The organism is Sinorhizobium americanum (genome assembly GCF_001651855.1).
Lineage (GTDB): Bacteria > Pseudomonadota > Alphaproteobacteria > Rhizobiales > Rhizobiaceae > Sinorhizobium > Sinorhizobium americanum.
The window spans coordinates 53,242-71,451 of the sequence record NZ_LNQC01000039.1 but is presented as its reverse complement, the minus strand read 5'-3'; the positions used below and the strand labels follow the sequence as shown (position 1 = coordinate 71,451).

At 62.9% G+C, this 18,210-nt stretch carries 12 protein-coding genes; 8 read left to right on the top strand and 4 right to left on the bottom strand.

What is annotated here, in order from left to right:
- Positions 1 to 205: 205 nt before the first annotated feature.
- Together ATC00_RS03900 and ATC00_RS03895 are read left to right on the top strand one after the other, a co-directional pair.
- Positions 206 to 2,032, top strand: a complete 1,827-nt coding sequence (locus ATC00_RS03900) for a sensor histidine kinase (RefSeq protein WP_037385231.1) — start codon at positions 206 to 208, stop codon at positions 2,030 to 2,032.
- Positions 2,032 to 3,375, top strand: coding sequence for a sigma-54-dependent transcriptional regulator (locus ATC00_RS03895; RefSeq protein ID WP_064252020.1), 1,344 nt, complete (start codon positions 2,032 to 2,034; stop codon positions 3,373 to 3,375). Before ATC00_RS03900 ends, ATC00_RS03895 begins: the two co-directional genes overlap by 1 nt.
- A 143-nt stretch (positions 3,376 to 3,518) precedes the next feature.
- Here the strand turns inward: ATC00_RS03895 and ATC00_RS03890 are convergent, their stop codons facing one another.
- The 3 genes from ATC00_RS03890 to ATC00_RS03880 all read right to left on the bottom strand — a co-directional run bounded on the left by ATC00_RS03890 (position 3,519) and on the right by ATC00_RS03880 (position 9,155).
- Positions 3,519 to 5,825 (bottom strand): AGE family epimerase/isomerase, encoded by a 2,307-nt coding sequence (locus ATC00_RS03890; RefSeq protein ID WP_064252019.1) that lies wholly within the window; start codon positions 5,823 to 5,825, stop codon positions 3,519 to 3,521.
- A gap of 57 nt (positions 5,826 to 5,882) precedes the next feature.
- Positions 5,883 to 7,439, bottom strand: a complete 1,557-nt coding sequence (locus tag ATC00_RS03885) for a phosphomannomutase/phosphoglucomutase (RefSeq protein ID WP_064252018.1) — start codon at positions 7,437 to 7,439, stop codon at positions 5,883 to 5,885.
- 537 nt (positions 7,440 to 7,976) lie between these two features.
- Positions 7,977 to 9,155, bottom strand: coding sequence for a glycosyltransferase (locus tag ATC00_RS03880; protein ID WP_064252017.1), 1,179 nt, complete (start codon positions 9,153 to 9,155; stop codon positions 7,977 to 7,979).
- A gap of 328 nt (positions 9,156 to 9,483) precedes the next feature.
- On the opposite strand from ATC00_RS03880, the gene ATC00_RS03875 reads away from it, so the two are divergent.
- The 5 genes from ATC00_RS03875 to ATC00_RS03855 all read left to right on the top strand — a co-directional run bounded on the left by ATC00_RS03875 (position 9,484) and on the right by ATC00_RS03855 (position 16,230).
- Positions 9,484 to 10,809, top strand: coding sequence for a polysaccharide biosynthesis/export family protein (locus ATC00_RS03875; RefSeq protein ID WP_064252016.1), 1,326 nt, complete (start codon positions 9,484 to 9,486; stop codon positions 10,807 to 10,809).
- A gap of 32 nt (positions 10,810 to 10,841) precedes the next feature.
- Positions 10,842 to 13,121: a GumC family protein gene (locus ATC00_RS03870; protein ID WP_064252015.1), complete on the top strand. Its 2,280-nt coding sequence runs from the start codon at positions 10,842 to 10,844 to the stop codon at positions 13,119 to 13,121.
- Positions 13,122 to 13,180: 59 nt separating this feature from the next.
- Complete coding sequence (locus ATC00_RS03865; RefSeq protein ID WP_064252067.1) at positions 13,181 to 14,062, top strand: glycosyltransferase family 2 protein; 882 nt, start codon at positions 13,181 to 13,183, stop codon at positions 14,060 to 14,062.
- A 5-nt stretch (positions 14,063 to 14,067) separates the two neighbouring features.
- On the top strand, positions 14,068 to 15,372 hold the full coding sequence (locus tag ATC00_RS03860; RefSeq protein ID WP_064252014.1) for a glycosyltransferase family 4 protein: 1,305 nt from the start codon (positions 14,068 to 14,070) through the stop codon (positions 15,370 to 15,372).
- A gap of 180 nt (positions 15,373 to 15,552) precedes the next feature.
- Entirely contained in the window at positions 15,553 to 16,230 is a 678-nt protein-coding gene (locus tag ATC00_RS03855) for a sugar transferase (protein ID WP_064252013.1), read from the top strand.
- Between the two features lie 291 nt (positions 16,231 to 16,521).
- On the opposite strand, the gene ATC00_RS32475 is transcribed toward ATC00_RS03855, so the two are convergent.
- On the bottom strand, positions 16,522 to 16,764 hold the full coding sequence (locus tag ATC00_RS32475; RefSeq protein WP_161951898.1) for a hypothetical protein: 243 nt from the start codon (positions 16,762 to 16,764) through the stop codon (positions 16,522 to 16,524).
- On the opposite strand from ATC00_RS32475, the gene ATC00_RS03845 reads away from it, so the two are divergent.
- Positions 16,763 to 18,184 (top strand): oligosaccharide flippase family protein, encoded by a 1,422-nt coding sequence (locus tag ATC00_RS03845; RefSeq protein ID WP_161951897.1) that lies wholly within the window; start codon positions 16,763 to 16,765, stop codon positions 18,182 to 18,184. The two genes, ATC00_RS32475 and ATC00_RS03845, sit on opposite strands and share 2 nt — an antisense overlap.
- The last annotated feature ends 26 nt before the right edge of the window (positions 18,185 to 18,210 follow it).

Below are 18,210 nucleotides of genomic sequence, written 5' to 3'. Positions count from 1 at the left end.
TTGGGCTCGTCGATGCCGGATAGATGCGCTCTTCCGATCGAGCGCGAAAGACCGGGGGCAACAAACGCATTGTCAACATCGCGTTGACGTACATCGATCTTCGTCTATATGGCGCGGCATTCACCGATCGCTTGCCACTGATCGAGCGTGCTCTTACGATCCGGAGCATCGTTGAAATCCGCGGGAGGAGGAGCCCGGGCATTCCGTGAAATACCGCTTCCTGCTTCTGCTCTTGCTCCTGCCGGTCGCCGTCGTGACGCTTGCCGTGCAGGGCAATGTCGTTGCGACCCGCAGCTACATGCAGGAAGCCTCGGCGCAGGCGAATACGGCGCTGAGACTGGCGGTTGCCGCCCTCAGCGGCCATCTCAACCGCTATCAGGCACTGCCCGCCCTGATCGCCGACCACGACGACATCAAGGAACTGGTGACGCGCGCCCGGGATCGCCGGCTGCGCGATTCCGTCAACGGTTATCTGAAAGAGATCAATGCGCTCCTGAAATCGTCCGACATCTACGTCATCACCCCCGATGGCGACACGATCGCCGCAAGCAATTACGACGGACCGGCAAGCTTCGTCGGCCAGAATTTCAGTTACCGCCCCTATTTCCAGGACGCGCTACGCGGAGTGCAGTCCCGCTTCTATGCGCTCGGAACCACGTCGCTGAAGCGCGGCTATTACTTCGGCTCGCCGATACGCATCGGCGAGGAGATCCGCGGCGTGATCGTTTTCAAGGTCGATATCGAGACCATCGAGGCCTCCTGGCAGGGCGGCGAGTACAAAATTTTCGTTTCCGATCCGGAAGGCATCATCTTCATGAGCGGAGACCCGGAATGGCTCTACGCGGGTATCCTTCCCCTGACGCCGGATCGGCTTGCCCGGACGGAAGCTTCCAGACGCTATGCCAATGCGATCCTCCACCCGCTGCCGGTCGCCAGAAGCGAGGTCGAAGGCCATGCATTGATGAAAGTCTCGAGCGGTGACAGCGCCCGGGAATACCTCGTGCTGTCGCATTACATGCCGGAAGCGGATTGGACGGTGAACGTCCTGACCGACACGGCATCGGTCCGGACCCAGGCGCTGACCACGGTCGCGGCCGCCATCCTGTTGCTCTGCCTTGCCGGATTGGCGATCGCCATCCTCATCCAGCGGCGGGCGCGGCTGCGCGAGCGCATGCTGATGCAGGCGCAGGCGCAGGAGGAACTCGAGCGCCGGGTCGCGGAGCGCACCGCCGATCTTGCGCGCGTCAACGCGCAGATCGAGGCCGAGATCGCCGAACGGCGGCTTACCGAGCAGCAATTGCGCCAGACGCAGGCGGACCTCGTCCAGGCGGGCAAGCTCGCCGGGCTCGGCCAGATGTCAGCCGCGCTTTCGCACGAGTTCAACCAGCCGCTTGCCGCGGCCAAGACCTATGCCGACAGCGCTGCGCTGCTGATCGAGCGGGGGAGGACGACGGAAGCGAGCGACAATGTCAGGCGCATCTCCGGTCTCATCGACCGCATGGCGGCAATCAGCAGGCATCTGCGCAACTTCGCCCGCAAGCCCAATGAGAAGCTCGGCCCCGTTCCGCTCGTAGACGTGATACACGACACGATGGAGATCGTCGCAACACGCCTGAAAGCGGCCAAGGCTGCAATCGACATCGACCTCGGCCACGAAGCGCTGGTCGTCCGCGCCGGATCGGTGCGGCTGCAGCAGGTGCTCGTCAACGTGATCTCCAATGCGGCCGATGCGGTCGAAGGCCTCGATGACCGCGCGATTTCCCTGCGCACCTGGCGCGAAGGCGACATGGCGGTGCTGACCATCCGCGATCGCGGCCCTGGCGTCGCCCCTGCCATCGCCGAGCGCATCTTCGATCCTTTCTATACGACCAAGGGGATTGGCAAGGGTCTCGGTCTGGGCCTGTCCATTTCCTACAATATCATCAAGGATTTCGGCGGCAGCCTGACGGTCTCGAACCATAGCGAGGGAGGGGCCGTGTTCCGCATCGAACTTGCCGTCGTTCCCGAAGCCGAGCAGGAGGCGGCTGAGTAATGAGCGAAAGCCGCGTGCTGCTCGTCGACGACGAAGAGGAACTGCGCCGCTCGAGCGCGCAGGCGCTGGAACTTGCGGGGTTTCGTGTCGACACCTTCGCCAGCGCCGAGCGGGCGCTCGAACTCATCAGCTTCAGCTTTCCGGGCGTCGTCATCAGCGATATCCGCATGCCCGGGATGGACGGCATGACCTTCCTGCAGCGCATCCGCGAGATCGACCCGGAAGTGCCGGTGATCCTGGTCACCGGCCATGGCGACGTGCAACTGGCGGTCAGGGCGATGCGCGAGGGCGCCTATGATTTCGTCGAGAAACCCTTCACAGCGCAGATGCTCGCAGGCACGATCCGTCGGGCGCTTGATTGGCGTGGCCTGGTGCTGGAGAACCGACGCTTGCGGGCCGTCGCCGGAAAGCGCGACGACATCGAGCAGCGCCTGCCGGGGCGAAGCCCGCTCATGGTCGACCTGCGCTACCGGGTTCGCGCCATCGGCGCGTCGGACGCCGACACGCTGATCATCGGCGAGACCGGCGTCGGCAAGGAGGTGGTGGCCCGGGCGCTGCATGATCTGAGCAGCCGGGCGAACAGCCCCTTCATCGCCATCAATTGCGCCGCCCTGCCGCAAAACCTGATCGAAAGCGAGCTCTTCGGCCATGAGCCCGGGGCCTTCCCGGGTGCCCTTCGGCCGCGCTACGGCAAGTTCGAGCACGGGCGTGGCGGCACTATCCTGCTCGACGAAATCGGCTCGATGCCGTTCGATCTGCAGGCGAAATTCCTGCGCGTGCTGCAGGAAAGGGTGATAACCAGGCTGGGCTCCAACGAGACAGTGCCGCTCGACGTGCGCTTCATCGCCACCAGCAAGCTGGAGCTTGAGCCGGAGGTCGCCGCCGGCCGCTTCCGCGCCGACCTGCTCTATCGGCTGAACGTCGCCACCTTGCGTGTTCCGCCACTCGCAGAGCGCCGCTCCGATGTCCCGCTGCTCTTCATGCAGCTTGTACGGGAATCTGCCGCCCGCTACGGTCGCGAAGACATCGAGATCTCGCCGTCGCTCGCCTCCGAAATGGCGACGCGTGATTGGCCGGGCAACGTTCGCGAACTGCGTAATGCTGCCGAGCGTCTGGTGCTCGGCCTCGAAACCGACCGCGACGAAGCAGCCTCGCCCGCCAACGGGTCTCGCCTTGCCGACCGGGTGGCCGCCTTCGAAAAGAGCGTCATCGCCAGCGCCCTCGCAGCGCATGGCGGCGCGCTGAAGCCGGTCTATGAATCGCTCGGCATCTCGCGCAAGACGCTCTATGAGAAGATGCAGAAGCTCGGGCTCGACAGGCGGGCGCTGACGGACGAGCCGTAGGCGCGAAGCCTACAGCGCCGCGCGTCTTATCAGACGCGCAAAGGTCGCTGTAGCACTTTGAATTGCTGCATGTCTTTTGTCCATAAATCGAGATCGATGTAAGGAGTCATGCAGTAGGGTGCGTGCTCCGCTCCCATCTCATCTCACGCTGTTGCCTTGCCAAGCGCAGTTGGGTCCACGGTTCTGGTGTTTTGCGGGGAAGCCGGCAATTGGTAGATGATCGCTGTCCCTTCCGTCTTGTCTAGATACTGCATGAGGGCGGTGACGAGGTGGTAGAAGATCGAGGCAGGAACTTCGGTAGCGACGACCCTTCCCTTCTCGTCGATGCGGTCGATCCACATTCCGAGCGGGGCCGGGTCGATATGCCACCGGAACAGGTGGCCGACGCGCGCCTCGATTTCCGGCTTGAGGTCCGGTCCGCCGGTTCCTTCAAGCGCGATCGCGGCCTTGATCGCCTCGGCCTGCGGCCAACTGCGCGAGATGACGTCGAGCGGCAGGGCGGAGCGCGAGACAGCGCCGTAGGCCAGGCCGGTCGAGCGGTTGAGACCGTTGGCAATTGCCGACGCGTACAGTTTCCGGGCAAAGGGGATCAAATCCGCCTGCCTGCTCTTGGATACGAACTCGACCAGCAGCGACGCCCATTCGAAGTGATGCCCGGGCTCGGTCCACTGGCCCTGCTCGCCGGCGGCCGGCCGCCAGGAATTGTCGAAATATTCCCCGAGTGTCCAGCTTTCGGCGTCGAAGAAATGGCTGCGGAACAGATCGATGATGCGCGCAGCCCGGCGAAGATAGCCGCGCTCGCCGGTCGCCGTATGCCAAGCGAGGAAAGCTTCGAGCAGGTGCATGTGCGGGTTCGTGCGGCGCAGCTCGGTGCCGTCGGAGGTTTCCAGGAATCCCGTCAGCCGTTCGTCCTCGAGGTGGGCGTCGAGGAAGGCGAAGGTCTCCTGACCGAGGCGAAGTGCGTCCGGATTTCCGGCCTGGTGAGCATGAGCGAGCGCGAGGAGAACGCAGGCATGATCATAGGTGTCTTCGCAGTCATCGGCGATGGCGCCGCCCTCATGAAGCACCCTTGCCCAGCCGCCCCGCTTCGTGCGGCCCTTCTCCATGAATTCGATGCCGTGCGCGATCAGCCGGTCGGCATCGCCGTCCCAACCGCGTAGCTTTGCCACGGAAAACGCGTAGACTTGGCGGGCCATGGTGCGCATCCGTTTCGGCTTCATCAGCGGCACGCCCTCGAAGCTGAGCGCTTCGTGAAATCCGCCATTCCGCTCGTCGACGCCAGCCTTCGACCATAACGGCAGAGTCTCCTCGAACAGCCAATGAGCGACCCGCTGGCGCCAGGCGCCGGGCAGCAGAACGCGGTCGTGCGCCGGCGTGAACTTGGTCTCCAGCCGCCCGCTCTTCTCCAACTGTTCGACGATGCGTTTGACTTCCTGGCTCTTCGCCACCGGCGCCACGAAGGTCGCGTCGGCCGTTGCCACGATCGCAATATCCTTGAGCCCGATCACCGAGAGCAAGCGCCCCTGGCTGCGTAGATAGGAGTGCTCGCAGTCGATGGCGACGACATCGCCGATCGAAACGTTGCCGGTCGCATCGGTCGGGCTGACGTCGAGCAGAGACTGCCAGGACCCGAGATCGCTCCAGCGGAAGCTTGCCGGCACCATGGCGATGCCGCTGGCATGTTCCATGATCGCATAGTCGATCGAGACAGAGGGAATTGCCGAATAAAGCCCCTGCGGCAGATAGGTGCCCGACACCTCGCTCGCTGCCGCAGCGTGAGCGCGCTCCGCCATCTCCCAGATGTCGGGCTGATGCCTGCGGAATGCCGCGCGCATGGCGCTCGCGCGAAACAGGAAGATGCCAGCGTTCCAGAAGAAGGTGCCGGCCGCGACATAGGCTCTTGCCGTTTCCAGGTCGGGCTTTTCGACGAAGCGCGCGACATCGCGGACATCGCCCTTGCCCGTTGCCTCGATATAGCCGTAGCCGGTCTCCGGCTGGCTTGGTGGAATGCCGAAGATGACGAGCCTGCCCGCGTCGGCAGCCGGCACACCATTTTCCACCGTTTCCCAAAATTGCGTCTCGGTCGAAATCTCGTGGTCGGACGGCACGACCAGCACCAACCCGTCACCGTAGGCAGTGATCGTCTCGAGCGCGGCCACCGCCACCGCGGCCGCCGTATTGCGGGCGACGGGCTCAAAGATGGCGCGACCGCCCGCAAGGTCAATGCCGGCCATGTCGGCGCGCACTCGTTCGGCATGGCGTTCGGACGCGATCAGGTGGATCGACGTCTCGCCCGCGGGCCGGGCCTTGAGCCGCCGGATAGTGCCGAGCAGCATCGAGCCGTGGCCGGAAAGGTCATGAAATTGTTTGGGGTTGTCCTCACGCGAAAGCGGCCAAAGCCGCGAGCCGACGCCGCCGCTCATCACGAAGCAGGAGATCCGTTCCGCCATTCTCTCGTCCCTTCCCTTGCCTGCCAGCCCTGCGGAATACCGGGCACGTCATGCCGCTCAAAACGTCTGGTTATAGGGGCCGACTTCCACGTGTTCCCTGAGAACGCGGTCGACCGCCGCGAACATGGCCCGCTGCTGTGCTTCCGAAACCGGGCTTTCCACCACGACGACAAGCTCCGGCTTGTTGGACGAGGCCCTGACCAGACCCCAAGTGCCGTCCTCAATCACCACGCGCACGCCGTTCACGGTGACGAGGTCGGCAATCTTCTGACCGGCAATCGACATGCCGTCGCGCTGCATGCCCCTGAACCGCTCCACCACGCTCTCAACGACGGCGTATTTGACCTCGTCGCCGCAATGCGGCGACATCGTCGGCGAGCCCCAGGTCACAGGAAGACCCCGATAGAGTTCGGCCATGCTCCTGTCCGGATTGCGGTCGAGCATCTCGCAGACAGCGATCGCGGTGATCAGCCCGTCGTCATAGCCGCGCCCGAGAGGCGGGTTGAAGAAGAAGTGCCCCGATTTTTCGAAACCCGCGATGGCGCCGAGCTCGGCGACCCTGCGCTTGATGTAGGAATGGCCGGTCTTCCAATAGTCCGCGCGAGCACCGTTCGCCCTCAACACCGGATCCGCCGCGAACAGCCCCGTCGACTTCACATCGACGACGAAAACCGATTGAGGATGCAAGGCGGAGAGATCCCGTGCCAGCATCACCCCGACCTTGTCGGCGAAGATCTCGTGGCCCTCATTGTCGATCACCCCGCAGCGGTCGCCGTCGCCGTCGAAGCCCAGCCCCACATCGGCGCCGGTGTCCAGCACCTGGTCGCGGATGGCATGGAGCATCGCGAGGTCCTCGGGATTGGGATTATAGCGTGGGAAGGAATGGTCGAGCTCGCAGTCGAGCGGGATTACCTCACAGCCGATCCGCTCCAGCACCTGGGGCGCGAAGGCGCCGGCAGTGCCATTTCCGCAGGCCACAACGACTTTCAACTTCCGGGCGATGCGCTTGCCACGGGTGAGATCGTCGATGTAGCGCTGGCGAAAGTCCGGGACGAATTCATAGGCGCCGCCACCGGCGAGGTCGAAGTCGGCCTCCAGCACTATCCTTTTCAACTCGGCCATTTCGTCCGGTCCGAAAGTCAGCGGCCGGGCCGTCCCCATTTTGACGCCCGTCCAACCGTTCTCGTTGTGCGAAGCGGTCACCATCGCCACCGACGGCACGTCGAGCGCGAACTGCGCGAAATAGGCCATCGGCGACAGCGCCAGGCCGATGTCCCTGACCCTCGCGCCGGCGGCCATCAGCCCGCTGACCAAGGCGAGCTTGATGGCAAGCGAGTAGGAGCGGAAGTCATGTCCCGTCACAATCTCCGGACCAGCGCCCGAGCGTCGGATGAAGGTGCCGAGCCCCATGCCCAGAGCCTGTACCCCCATCAGGTTGAGTTCCGGAGCCTTCCCATCGTCCGGCCGGCCGAACCACCACCGCGCGTCATACTCCCGAAACCCTGTCGGCCTGATCAGCGCACTCGTTTCGAGAGCAAAGCGGTCGGCACCGGATTCCGGCGGCGGCTCATGCGGCGAGCCTGATTTGAACGGGGCAAAATCCACTTGTACCATGTTGCATACCGCCGGCTGTTGAAACGAAGAGCGTCGCTGCGGCAACCATCGCTAATCCACGGTGCGAGGATAGTGCTCGCCCGAACGGAAGATCCCTGGCTGCAATGTTGGGATCGGCAACCTTTCTGCTACATGTATTACCGACATTAGTCGGATGAATACTTAGCTTCACCTCCTCAATTGACCATGACCCGAAAGTCAATTCTCTTTCCTGTGAGATTGAGGCTCTGTAAGACCTTCTATAATTGTAAAGTTACTGACAATTAACGGTAGCAAATATTAAACTACGAATGAAGTATCACATTTTAATAATCTATGTAGCGATATAGTATTAATGCGGTAGCCGTACAGAGAATTGTATTCACCTGCAGCGCTTTGGCAGCGCAAGACCATGCTGATTCCCAATATGCCCGGGGCGGACGCGTTTCCCTCCATCACCGCCAAACCCAATGGCTTCGCCACGGAAGGTCTGATCGACGGCTGAACAACCGCATCACGCTGCCCTTCCTTACCCCTCAACTCACAGCCACCCGTCACTCAATGAAGGGGCGCCAGGCTGTCGGCATCATGCGTCGTGAACCCTGCGAGCGCATATTTGCCATCGGCGAAGGGCATCGAGCGGCGAAGCCGCAGTTCCTCTTCCACGACAGATTGGATGCCGGACCTGAACCGCCTGACACTGAATTGCGCTGCATGCGTCCTGATGACATCTGGGCGGAAGGAATCCTCCCTGGCCTCGAAGGCGTAGATGGCCTTGATCAATCCCTCAACTGTCTGGTTCTCGAACAGAACGCCTGTCAGTCCTGGCACGATCGTTTCGACCGCGCCGCCGCTTCCGTAGGCGACGACGGGACGGCCGCTCGCCATCGCCTCGACTGGAACGATGCCGAAGTCCTCCTCACCGGGAAAGACGAAGGCACGGCATTTCGCGAGCTTCTCCTTGAGTACGGCGAAAGGCGCGCGTCCCAGAAAGGTGATGGTCGGACCGGCCATGCGTTTCAGTCTGGCGATATCCTGCTCCTTGCCGCCGCCGATCACCACCAGGTTCTTGCCCATTTTGGTGAACGCCTCGACGGCGAGGTCGATCCGCTTGTAGGAGACGATCTGCCCGGCGCAGAGATAGAAGTCCTCGACCTCGGCCGAGGGCGAGAAGTCCTCGATGCCGACAGGCGGATACACCACGGTGGCAGGTCGGCGATAATACTTGCTGATGCGGGCCGCCACATGGTGCGAATTGGCGATGAAACGGTCAACGCGAAGGCTGGTGTTGACATCCCATGTGCGCAGCATCGGCGCCAGCACCGGCATCATCATGCGCGACAGCATGCCCGCACTCGAGCGGTAGGCGTGATAATGATCCCATAGATAGCGCATCGGCGAATGGCAATAGCAGATATGGGCGGCATGCGGCGGCGGGATGATACCCTTGGCGGGACCCGATTCGCTCGAGATGATCAGGTCGTAGCCGCTGAGGTCGAGGCTCTCGAGCGCAAACGGCATCAGGGGCAGCAAGGACTGATAATGGCCGATGGCCCCGGGGACTCGCTGCAGAAAGGATGAGGTCACCTTGTGCTTCTTGATCGTGTCGGAAACACGTGCCTCGTCGTAGACAAGTGTGAAGATATCCGCTTCTGGATAGAGATCACACAACGCCTCGATTACCTTTTCGCCACCGCGCATCGAAACCAGCCAGTAATGTACGATTGCGACGCGCATAGCGGTCCCTCGCTTTCAATACCCAGCGCAGCATGCGTCAGACGGGCACTTCGTTGATAGCGCCAAGATCGGTCTGTGCGTGCATCCGAGCGAACGATGTCCCTGATCGAAAGGGTTAGGTCCGGCTAGGACCGGGCGCCGCGCTAGGGTATTGGGCAGGTGTAGCCTATCCGATGGTTTCCCTGGTTTAGGCGGCTTCCCCAAAAGGGATTAGCCGCGTTTAGGCCGCAGTCAATTTTATCTGGAACGTTTTGAGCCGACAATCGGGCCGGGTTTTGCGTTCGGCCGCTCGGCGGATCGCGACATCTTGAGAAATTTGAGAGGTCCCATGCCAACTGCCGGTCAGAGCCTGCCGAAGCTGATGCGTACCCTCGGACGCACTTCAACATTTTGCACCGCAATCGGTCTGGCGACCTTCGGCGCCCTTGCGTCGGCCCATGCCGATCCAGCATTCCGCCTGCAGCCACAAACGCGGGTGAAGGTGGCGATCGTCGAGTGGATGGCGTCTACCGGTGAATACAAGGAATGGACTGCGCTCAACGGCGAATACATCGTGTCGCCGTCCGGCACGATCTCCGTGCCCATGGTCGGGGAGATCACCGCCAAGGACCGAACACCGGCAGAACTCTCTTCAGCAATCGGCGATCTGCTGAAGCAGCGTACCGGACTGATGACCGCACCGCAGACAACTGTGGAGGTCATCCGATATCCGATGATCTACGTTACCGGCCTGGTGGATCGCCCAAGCGAACTCGAATACAGGCCGGGCATGACGGTCATGCAGGCCGTGACCATGGCAGGCGGGAGAGAGCGGCGGACAAACCCGGCCGGTGGGTACTCCGACATGGAGCAGATCCGCTACACGGGCGAGCTCAATCGTGTGGAACTGGAGTTGCTTCAACTGGCGGCACGCCGCGCGCGGCTGAGGGCCGAATTCGCCGAGAGCGCCAAGGTGGAGTTCCCCCAGGTGCTGACAGGTGCCAAGGGCGCCGCAATCCAACAGATGATCCGGGACGAAAACACGCTCTTCGACGCGCGGCGCGAGGCGCTGCGTCGACAGGTCGAGTCCCTCAACGAACTCGCCACGCTGCTGAAGAACGAGATCGATGTCCTTGAGGAAAAGAGGGTTTTCAAGGAACGGCAGGTCGTGATCGCCGAGGACGAACTCAAGGGCGTGTCGAAGCTGCTCAATGACCAGACGGTGACGAAGTCGAGGCAGACCTCACTCGAACGGATCCTGGCGGACCTCCAGAGCGACAAGCTCGACCTCCAGATCGCCGCCATGCGCGCCAGGCAGAAGCTCAGCGAAACCGAACGTGACGTGGTCACGCTGCAGGGACAGCGCCGCACCGAGGCCGGGCGCGACCTGCAGACGACGGAAGCTTCGATCGAGGATCTGAAGGTCAAACGCAATACCTATCTGCAGCTTCTTCAGGTGAACGGCGCCTCGCTCTCGCGCATCGCCAGCCTCAAGTCATTTGATCAGCAGCCCTTGGAATACTGGGTCACCCGCGCCGGCGGCGCGGACGCACCATTCAGGGTCACGGACACGACGCTGCTCGTGCCCGGCGACGTACTCGACGTGCGTTCGCCGATACCGGACGCGGTCGACACGCAACTGCTGTCATCCGTTGGAATCGAGCAATCACAATAACGCACTGGCGCGCACCTTCGAGAGGAAAGTCAATGGTCGTGCATGACATCTCGAAAATCGTACTAGACGAGAACTTCGAGGCGCGCCGCGCCGATCGACAGGAGAACATATCCTTTCGTGACGTGACCGATTTCCTGCGCCGGCACACGGTCCTCATCGGTGTATTCGGGGCGGTCGGGCTTGCGCTCGGCTTTTTCTACATCCTAAACACCCCCCCCTCGTACACCGCCACGGCACGGCTTGTCATCGATCCGGAACAGGGGCGCATTGCCTCACAGGACGCATCGACCGGCACGATCATCATCGAGGCGGCCGAAATCGCCAGTCAGGTGGAGATTGTCAAGTCCGAGGCGATCGCGCGCGCCGTTATCGAGCGACTGGACCTCACGAAAGATCCAGAAATCGTCAGCACCTCGTCCTGGGTCTCCTCCATCAAGGAAACGGTGAAATCCCTCTTCACGCTCCGCGCTGCAGACGACACCGCGAACGTGCCGGACGAGGAGTATCTCATGCGACGCACCATGGCGACGTTTCTGTCGCGCATGACGGTGCGCCGGGTCGGCCAGTCCTACGTGCTCGAGATAGGGTACACCTCGCTTGATCCTGAGAAGGCGGCAAAAACCACCAACGCCATCGCCACGGCCTATATCAAAACAGGCTTGAACGAGCGGGCGGAAGCGGCCCGCAGCGGCGCCCGCTGGCTGGAAAGCCGGTTGATGGAAATCGGCGAACAGGCGCGTGCCGCGGCCATGAGCGTCGAGGATTTTCGTGCCATGAACGACATCACGACGATCGGCACGACTTCGACGCTCGAGCAGCAGCAACTCTCCGAACTCAGCAGCCAGATGCTGGCGGCGCGGGCAGCGACCGCGGCCGAAACCGCCAAGCTGATGTCCTTCCAGGAGTTGATCGCGAGCGGCTCGATAATGGCGGATGTCGATGAAGGCGCCGACAACCCGCAACTCCAGAAGCTGCGCGACGAGATGCGCGCCGCAACCAGCAAGCTCGAGAACCTCAAGGCCCGCTACCACGACGGCAATCCGGCCATCGTGGCCGCCCGGGCCGAGATCGAACGGCTCGAAGCGGCCATGCGCGCCGAGTTCCAGCGGATCGAGCGGCTCTTGCAGTCGCATGTCGACATCGCCCAGACCCGCGAAAAGCTGCTGGAGACGGAGCTTGCCAACCTGACGGCGGCCGGCGCGGGCAAGAACGTTGCCCGTGTGGAACTCTCCGAAATGGAAAGCCGCGCCACGACGTACCGCAACATGTACGAGGGTGTCCTGCAACAACTCATCGGTGCATTGCAGACGCAATCCTTCCCGCTTGGCAAGGCCCGCATCGTGACGGCGGCGACGGCGCCGCTCGGCAAAACCTGGCCGAAACCCTCGACCGTCCTGCCGCTTTCGCTGACCCTCGGGTTAGGAGCGGGACTGGTGATGGCCGTGATGCGCGATGGTCTCGACCGCCGCGTCAGTTCGAGCGAGCGCCTCCGGGCCGAACTCGGCATCGCATCGCTCGGGCACGTTCCGGTCTATCGAAGCGGACCGCGGCCGCAGCAACCCGCCATTGCCTCCACGATGCTGCCGCTGCGCTCGGTACTCGACATGCCTTATTCGCGCTTCTCGGAGGCATTGCGCGGTGTCAAGAATTCCATCGATTCCGCCTTTCCGGCCAATTCCACAGCCGTGGTGGGCGTCACATCTGTCGGTCCCGGGGAAGGCAAGACGACCATCGCTTCCAATCTCGCGCAGCTTTACATGAACGAAGGCACCTCCGTTCTCCTGGTCGACGCGGATTTCATCGGCTCCCGTCTCAGCCGCGTCACCAGCGAGGACGGTGCCAGCTTCGGCATGGAGAGCCTAAGGCTCATCGGCATATCGGGACAATATTCGAGACGGAGATCGAGCGGCGAGACACCGAACCCCGAGGACTTCGACGGCAAGGCGGTGTGCTGCGTGCCGGTGCTGACGGTCGACCAGACCCGCAAGGCGGCGGTTGCGCATCAGCGCTACGGCCACCTGCCGGCACTGAAGGCTGAACTCGAACTTTTGCGGCAGCGCTACAAGGTGATCATCGTCGACATGTCCGGCTTCGAGGATTCCGCCGATACCCGGGTGATCTGCACCTATCTCGACGGCATCGTCGTCGTGCTCGGGCAGTCCGACAAGATGACAGTCGAGCGACTTGCCGAGGCACTTTCGACCTTTGGCAAGTCGCGCGTGGCGCTGCTCGGCGTCATCTCGAACCGCAGTGAAGGTCCGCGTCGTGCCAAAATGAAAGGTCGAAAGCCATGGCGCCCGAGCAGCACGTGATTCCGTCCGTCGTCCGGCCCGGATGCACCCGGGCGTCGCCTTCGACAGGTGCCTCGACGATGACGATCGCGATCGGCATCGCCAGCGCCGGGCGACGGGAGGTTCTTTCGACGGTTCTGCCCCTCATCGCCCGACAGACGCGCAGGCCGGATGACGTGATCGTCTGCCTTTGCTCGGCGACCGACATCGACCAGCACAGCATCGACATGCTCGACTGTCCCGGCAAGATCGTTTTGTCGCAGCGCGGTCTCTGCCGCCAGCGTAACGCGATCCTGGCTGCCGTGACAGCGGACGTCGTACTCTTCCTCGACGACGATTTCCTGATGGCGCCGGACTATCTCGGGGAGCTTGAACGCCTGTTCGAGGAAAACCCCGGCATTGCGATGTGCACAGGAACCGTGGTCGCCGACGGCATCATCGGACCAGGTATTTCGATCGAGGGAGGGCTTGAGACGATCGACGCGATCAAAGGCAAGCCGCGCCCCGCGGAAACGCTGGAGCCGGTCTACAATGCCTATGGCTGCAACATGGCCATCCGAATGGCCGGCGTCAGGAGCGGGCAGTTGCGATTTGACGAGAACCTGCCGCTCTACGGTTGGCTTGAAGACGTCGACTTCAGTCGGCTGGTTGCAGCGCACGGCCGCATCGTGCGCTCCAACCGCCTGCTCGGGGTCCATCTCGGCACCAAGGTTTCGCGAACGCCGGGCGTCAAATTCGGCTATTCGCAAATCGCCAACCCCATTTACCTAGTGCGCAAGAAGACGATGAGCTTGCCTGCCGCGGCGATCCAGATGGCGCGCAACCTGATCGCCAATATCGTCAAGGTCTTGAAGCCGGAGCCCTGGATCGATCGCAAGGGCCGGCTGCGGGGCAATGCGCGCGCCTGTCTCGACCTCTTCGCGGGTCGCCTCGCGCCGCAGAATGTCGAAAGACTGGAGTAAGATCCATGGGCGGCATCGCACCCGCACGCATCGTCATCATCAATGACCGCTCCACCAGGATGGGCGGAGCGACCAATCTCGCGATCCTTTCGGCCGAATTGCTGCGGCGGCGCGGACTGTTGGTCACGTTCTTTGCCGGCGACGATGAGCCGGGGGACCGGCCCGCGGAGGACATGATCAACCTGGGAGAGGCTCCGTTGCTCGACCGGCGACGAAGCGACGCTCTGCGCCTGGGTCTCTACAATCCAAAGGCCTACGGGGCCCTGAGCCGACTGATCTCGACCCGCGATACTCCGACGACGATCTATCACGTGCACGGCTGGTCGAAGATCCTGTCGCCGGCCATTTTCCGCGCACTCGCCAAGGTGCGCGAGCGGGTCGTCCTCCATGCCCACGACTACTTCCTCGCCTGCCCCAACGGCGGCTTCGTGAATTACCGGACGCAACGGGTCTGCGACCTTGAACCGATGTCACGCCGATGCCTGACGACGCAGTGTGACAAGCGCGGCCTGAATGAGAAGCTGTGGCGGACGGCGCGCCACCTCTTGCGCGAACATCTCTTTCCCATTCGCAGCACGCCGGCGCAGATTGTCATCGTGCATGAGAAAATGCGCGACTATATGCTTCGCGCCGGAATCGGCGACGAGCGCCTCGAGACAATCCGCAACCCCGTTTCTCCGCTCGCCGGCCCGGGACTGGCGCCCTGGACGCGCGAGAATTTTGTCTTCATCGGACGGCTCGAGGAAGAGAAGGGGTACAAGGACGCGGCGCGCGCGGCGGACCTCGCCGGTGTGCCGCTGCATTTCATCGGCGACGGCGCAGGCCGCGCCTTCCTAGATCGGGAATTTCCGGGCGCAACGGTTCACGGCTGGAAATCCAAGGAGGCGATGCATGATATCGTGAGCGCGGCGCGGGCCGTCGTCGTCCCCTCGCGTGTGCCCGAACCCTTTGGCTTGGCTGCGCTCGAGGCCGCCGGCAGTGGCCTGCCTGTCATCATCACCAACGCGGCCCTGCTTTCGCAGGAAATCGCGGCGTCCGGATGTGGCTTGTCCTTCACCCCGGCGAATGTGGACGACCTTGCCGCGGCCATGCGCCGTATCGCATCCGACGACGCTCTCGTTCACCGGATGAGCGCGGCTGGCGTGGCTGCGGCCCCGCAATTGTCACACACGCCGGAAAGTTGGGCCGACGCGCTGATCGATCTCTACGGCCGCATGTTACCGCGCGGCCGATCGGATTCTGGGGCACCGGCCCCACTGCCGGGCCCCCGTGCGACAGGCTCGCGGTCCGTGCACGAGCAGGTGCGCTAATGCGCGCGATCCTTGACATCCTCACGGCCAGCACGTCCTCCCTCGTCCGGCCGCGCGTCATCCGGATTTTTCCTGCCGTGTACGTCCATTGGACGAGGCTTTGGCCATCAGAGTCGATTGTCAATCAGGGTGGCCGCTGGCAGCCTGAAAGACATCGTACGACTTCGAGGAGCGAGAGATATGCTGTCTGTTTCTGATGGCCTGGCAAGACGGGAACGCTCCGTACCGGCGAGGGTCGCGGCGCCGCGCGGCGACCGAGGCAAACGCATTTTCGACGTAACGGTTTCCGCTGTCGCGCTTGTTTTCTTCGCGCCGCTGCTGGCAGTCATCGCGGTCGCGCTGCTCGTCGTGGACGGCCGTCCGCTGATCTTCCGCCACGCACGCGTCGGCGCGCAGGGCCGGCTGTTCGACTGCCTCAAGTTTCGATCGATGCGGCGCGATGCCGCGGAGCGGCTGACGGAACTGCTCGCGACTGATCCCGAGCGTCGACGCGAATGGACCGAAAACCGGAAGCTCAGGAGCGACCCCCGGGTCCACTGGCTCGGGAAGATTCTTCGAATGACTTGCCTCGATGAGCTGCCGCAATTCTACAACGTGCTACGTGGCGAAATGAGCCTCGTCGGACCTCGCCCAATACCTCCGGAGGAGACCGAGAAATACGGCAGCAACCTCTTCTATTACACGTCCTTGAAGCCCGGAATGACGGGAATGTGGCAGGTAAACCGGCGGGCCGACACCACTTACGACGAACGCGTCCAGTACGACATCAAGTATTGCCAGTCCCGGTCAGCCTATCTCGACCTGGTGATCATCGTAAAAACGGTCGGCATCGTCCTGTTCGCAACGAACTGTGCGTAAGGGGCGATCACCAGATGAAGACGACGAGCGCAGCCCAAAAGATGAGGCAAAACGCGATTGCCAGCCAGCGAATGACCAGTTGCGCGTTCCACGAAGTCCGGCTGGTCATGGTGTCCAATCCGCCAAATGGTACCTGCCTCGACATTTGCGGCGAGCCCTCCGTTCCTGCCAGCGGGCCAAATGTCCACGGAGTGACGATTGCCTCCGCCTGCCCGTCCATTCACAGGCGCCAGTCCCGGTTGCCCTACCCGTCACACTGCGCCAGACGGCAAACCGGCTCCTGCCTCTATGTCACAGGACACCTGTCATGTGGTGATATTCCGGCAACAGCGTGGCTTTTTCCAGACCATTGTGGCTGGCATCGCGCGTCGGACCACCTCGAGCTGGCAATGCCAGACGGCGGGCCTGACGGCCGGACGGTCGGCGCGCGATGATGCTGCACCGGTTTTCCAGCGCTGCCATGCGCCTCAGAACCCTGTCGGCCGCCCCGCGGCGATTGGTGAGCCTGCCATCCCTGGTCGGGGATGGCTTCATGGCGCTCTCCGCCAAAATCATCTCCCAGGCGGTACAGCTCGTGATCTTCATCGTCGCCGCACGCGTCCTGGAGGCTGCCGAGTTCGGGTTCTTCGCGTTCAGTTCGTCCCTTGCCATCTTCGTCCTCGTCATGGCCGAGGGCGGGTGGGGCGAATTTGCCATGAAGGCTGGCGCGGACAAGGTCGATCTCGATCAACTCGCGACCTTGTCGATCCTGTCAGGCGCGATGGCGACACTGCTCGGCCTATTGGCAGCGCTGGCGGCGGTCTCGTGGTTCGCAGACGGGTGGTCGGCCGTCCTGATCCTTCTGTTCAGCGCCTGGTACTTGCCGGCGTCGCTCTCCACCGTCTACGACGGCATCCTCATCTCGCGCGGTCAATTGCGTGGCCAGTCCCTGATCCGCATCGCCGGCGAAGCCGTCGGACTTATCGTTGCTGTCGGCGGGCTGTGGATCGGCCACGGAATCGCGGCACTCATCTCCGGTCGGCTGGCACAGCAGATAACTTTCCTTGGTGCATCGATAGCTCTCGTGCGCTGGCTTCCCTCCCTGCGCCTCTGCAGCGACTTCGCGCTCGAAGTCCTCGAGTTTTCCCGTCACATCGTCGCGAACCGCCTCGTATTGTTCTTCCGCTCCTATGCAGGCACGCTGGTGGTCGGCAGCGTGTTGGGTCTTGCAGAGGCCGGTTATTATCGCGCCGCGGAGCGGATCGTCGCCTCATTTTCCGAATTGATGGGCGAGCCGGCGCGCATGCTGGCCTGGATCGTCTTCGGCCGCGCCGGCGACAAGGCCAAGAGCGAGCCCGACCGAGCGGCGATCGGTTCCACGGCAACCACGTTCATGACCGTGCTGATGGCGGTCTCTGCTCCTGTCTATCTCGGCCTCGCGCTTGTGTCCGCTGGGCTGATCGACGTCATCCTCGGCGAGAAGTGGGCGCCCGCCGCCATTCTCGTCGCCATTTTGGCAGCCAAGCAGACCCTGCTCATTCCGGGATACGTGACCGAGCCGTTGCTTTCGCTGAGCGGCACCATTCACAAGATGCCGCGGGCCATATTGCTGAACGGGGCGATCTCCGTGGGTCTCATCGTGCTGCTGACACCATTCGGCGCGATCGCGACCGCGCTCGGACAGTGCCTTGCGGCGGTGATCTCATTTAACATCTCGATGCGTCTTCAATCGCAGCAGGGCGGCCTCGCCTGGAGCCGTGTGCTCGGCAATTGCGGCCTGGTTGCCATCGCTGTTGTCGCGATGGCGGTAACCGTGCTGCTTCTCGGCAGGATTGCCGAGGTGTCGGCACTCAGGCAGATCTCGACGGTCACCCTCCAGGTCGTCTCCGGCGCCTGCATCTATGTGGCGACGCTGGCGCTCCTCCAGCGGTGGGGCGGCGCGCTGAAGCCGATTTTCGCTTTCGGGCGGCATTGACGGGATTGATCAAAGTGCCCGTCACG

What these genes read in the sequence shown, in the direction of transcription:
- ATC00_RS32475 (WP_161951898.1), bottom strand. Translation starts at nt 16,764, where the DNA reads ATGAAGCCATCCCCGACCAGGGATGGCAGGCTCACCAATCGCCGCGGG.
- ATC00_RS03860 (WP_064252014.1), top strand. Translation starts at nt 14,068, where the DNA reads ATGGGCGGCATCGCACCCGCACGCATCGTCATCATCAATGACCGCTCC.
- ATC00_RS03880 (WP_064252017.1), bottom strand. Translation starts at nt 9,155, where the DNA reads ATGCGCGTCGCAATCGTACATTACTGGCTGGTTTCGATGCGCGGTGGC.
- ATC00_RS03845 (WP_161951897.1), top strand. Translation starts at nt 16,763, where the DNA reads ATGGCGCTCTCCGCCAAAATCATCTCCCAGGCGGTACAGCTCGTGATC.
- ATC00_RS03890 (WP_064252019.1), bottom strand. Translation starts at nt 5,825, where the DNA reads ATGGCGGAACGGATCTCCTGCTTCGTGATGAGCGGCGGCGTCGGCTCG.
- ATC00_RS03895 (WP_064252020.1), top strand. Translation starts at nt 2,032, where the DNA reads ATGAGCGAAAGCCGCGTGCTGCTCGTCGACGACGAAGAGGAACTGCGC.
- ATC00_RS03875 (WP_064252016.1), top strand. Translation starts at nt 9,484, where the DNA reads ATGCCAACTGCCGGTCAGAGCCTGCCGAAGCTGATGCGTACCCTCGGA.
- ATC00_RS03870 (WP_064252015.1), top strand. Translation starts at nt 10,842, where the DNA reads ATGGTCGTGCATGACATCTCGAAAATCGTACTAGACGAGAACTTCGAG.
- ATC00_RS03885 (WP_064252018.1), bottom strand. Translation starts at nt 7,439, where the DNA reads ATGGTACAAGTGGATTTTGCCCCGTTCAAATCAGGCTCGCCGCATGAG.
- ATC00_RS03855 (WP_064252013.1), top strand. Translation starts at nt 15,553, where the DNA reads ATGCTGTCTGTTTCTGATGGCCTGGCAAGACGGGAACGCTCCGTACCG.
- ATC00_RS03865 (WP_064252067.1), top strand. Translation starts at nt 13,181, where the DNA reads ATGACGATCGCGATCGGCATCGCCAGCGCCGGGCGACGGGAGGTTCTT.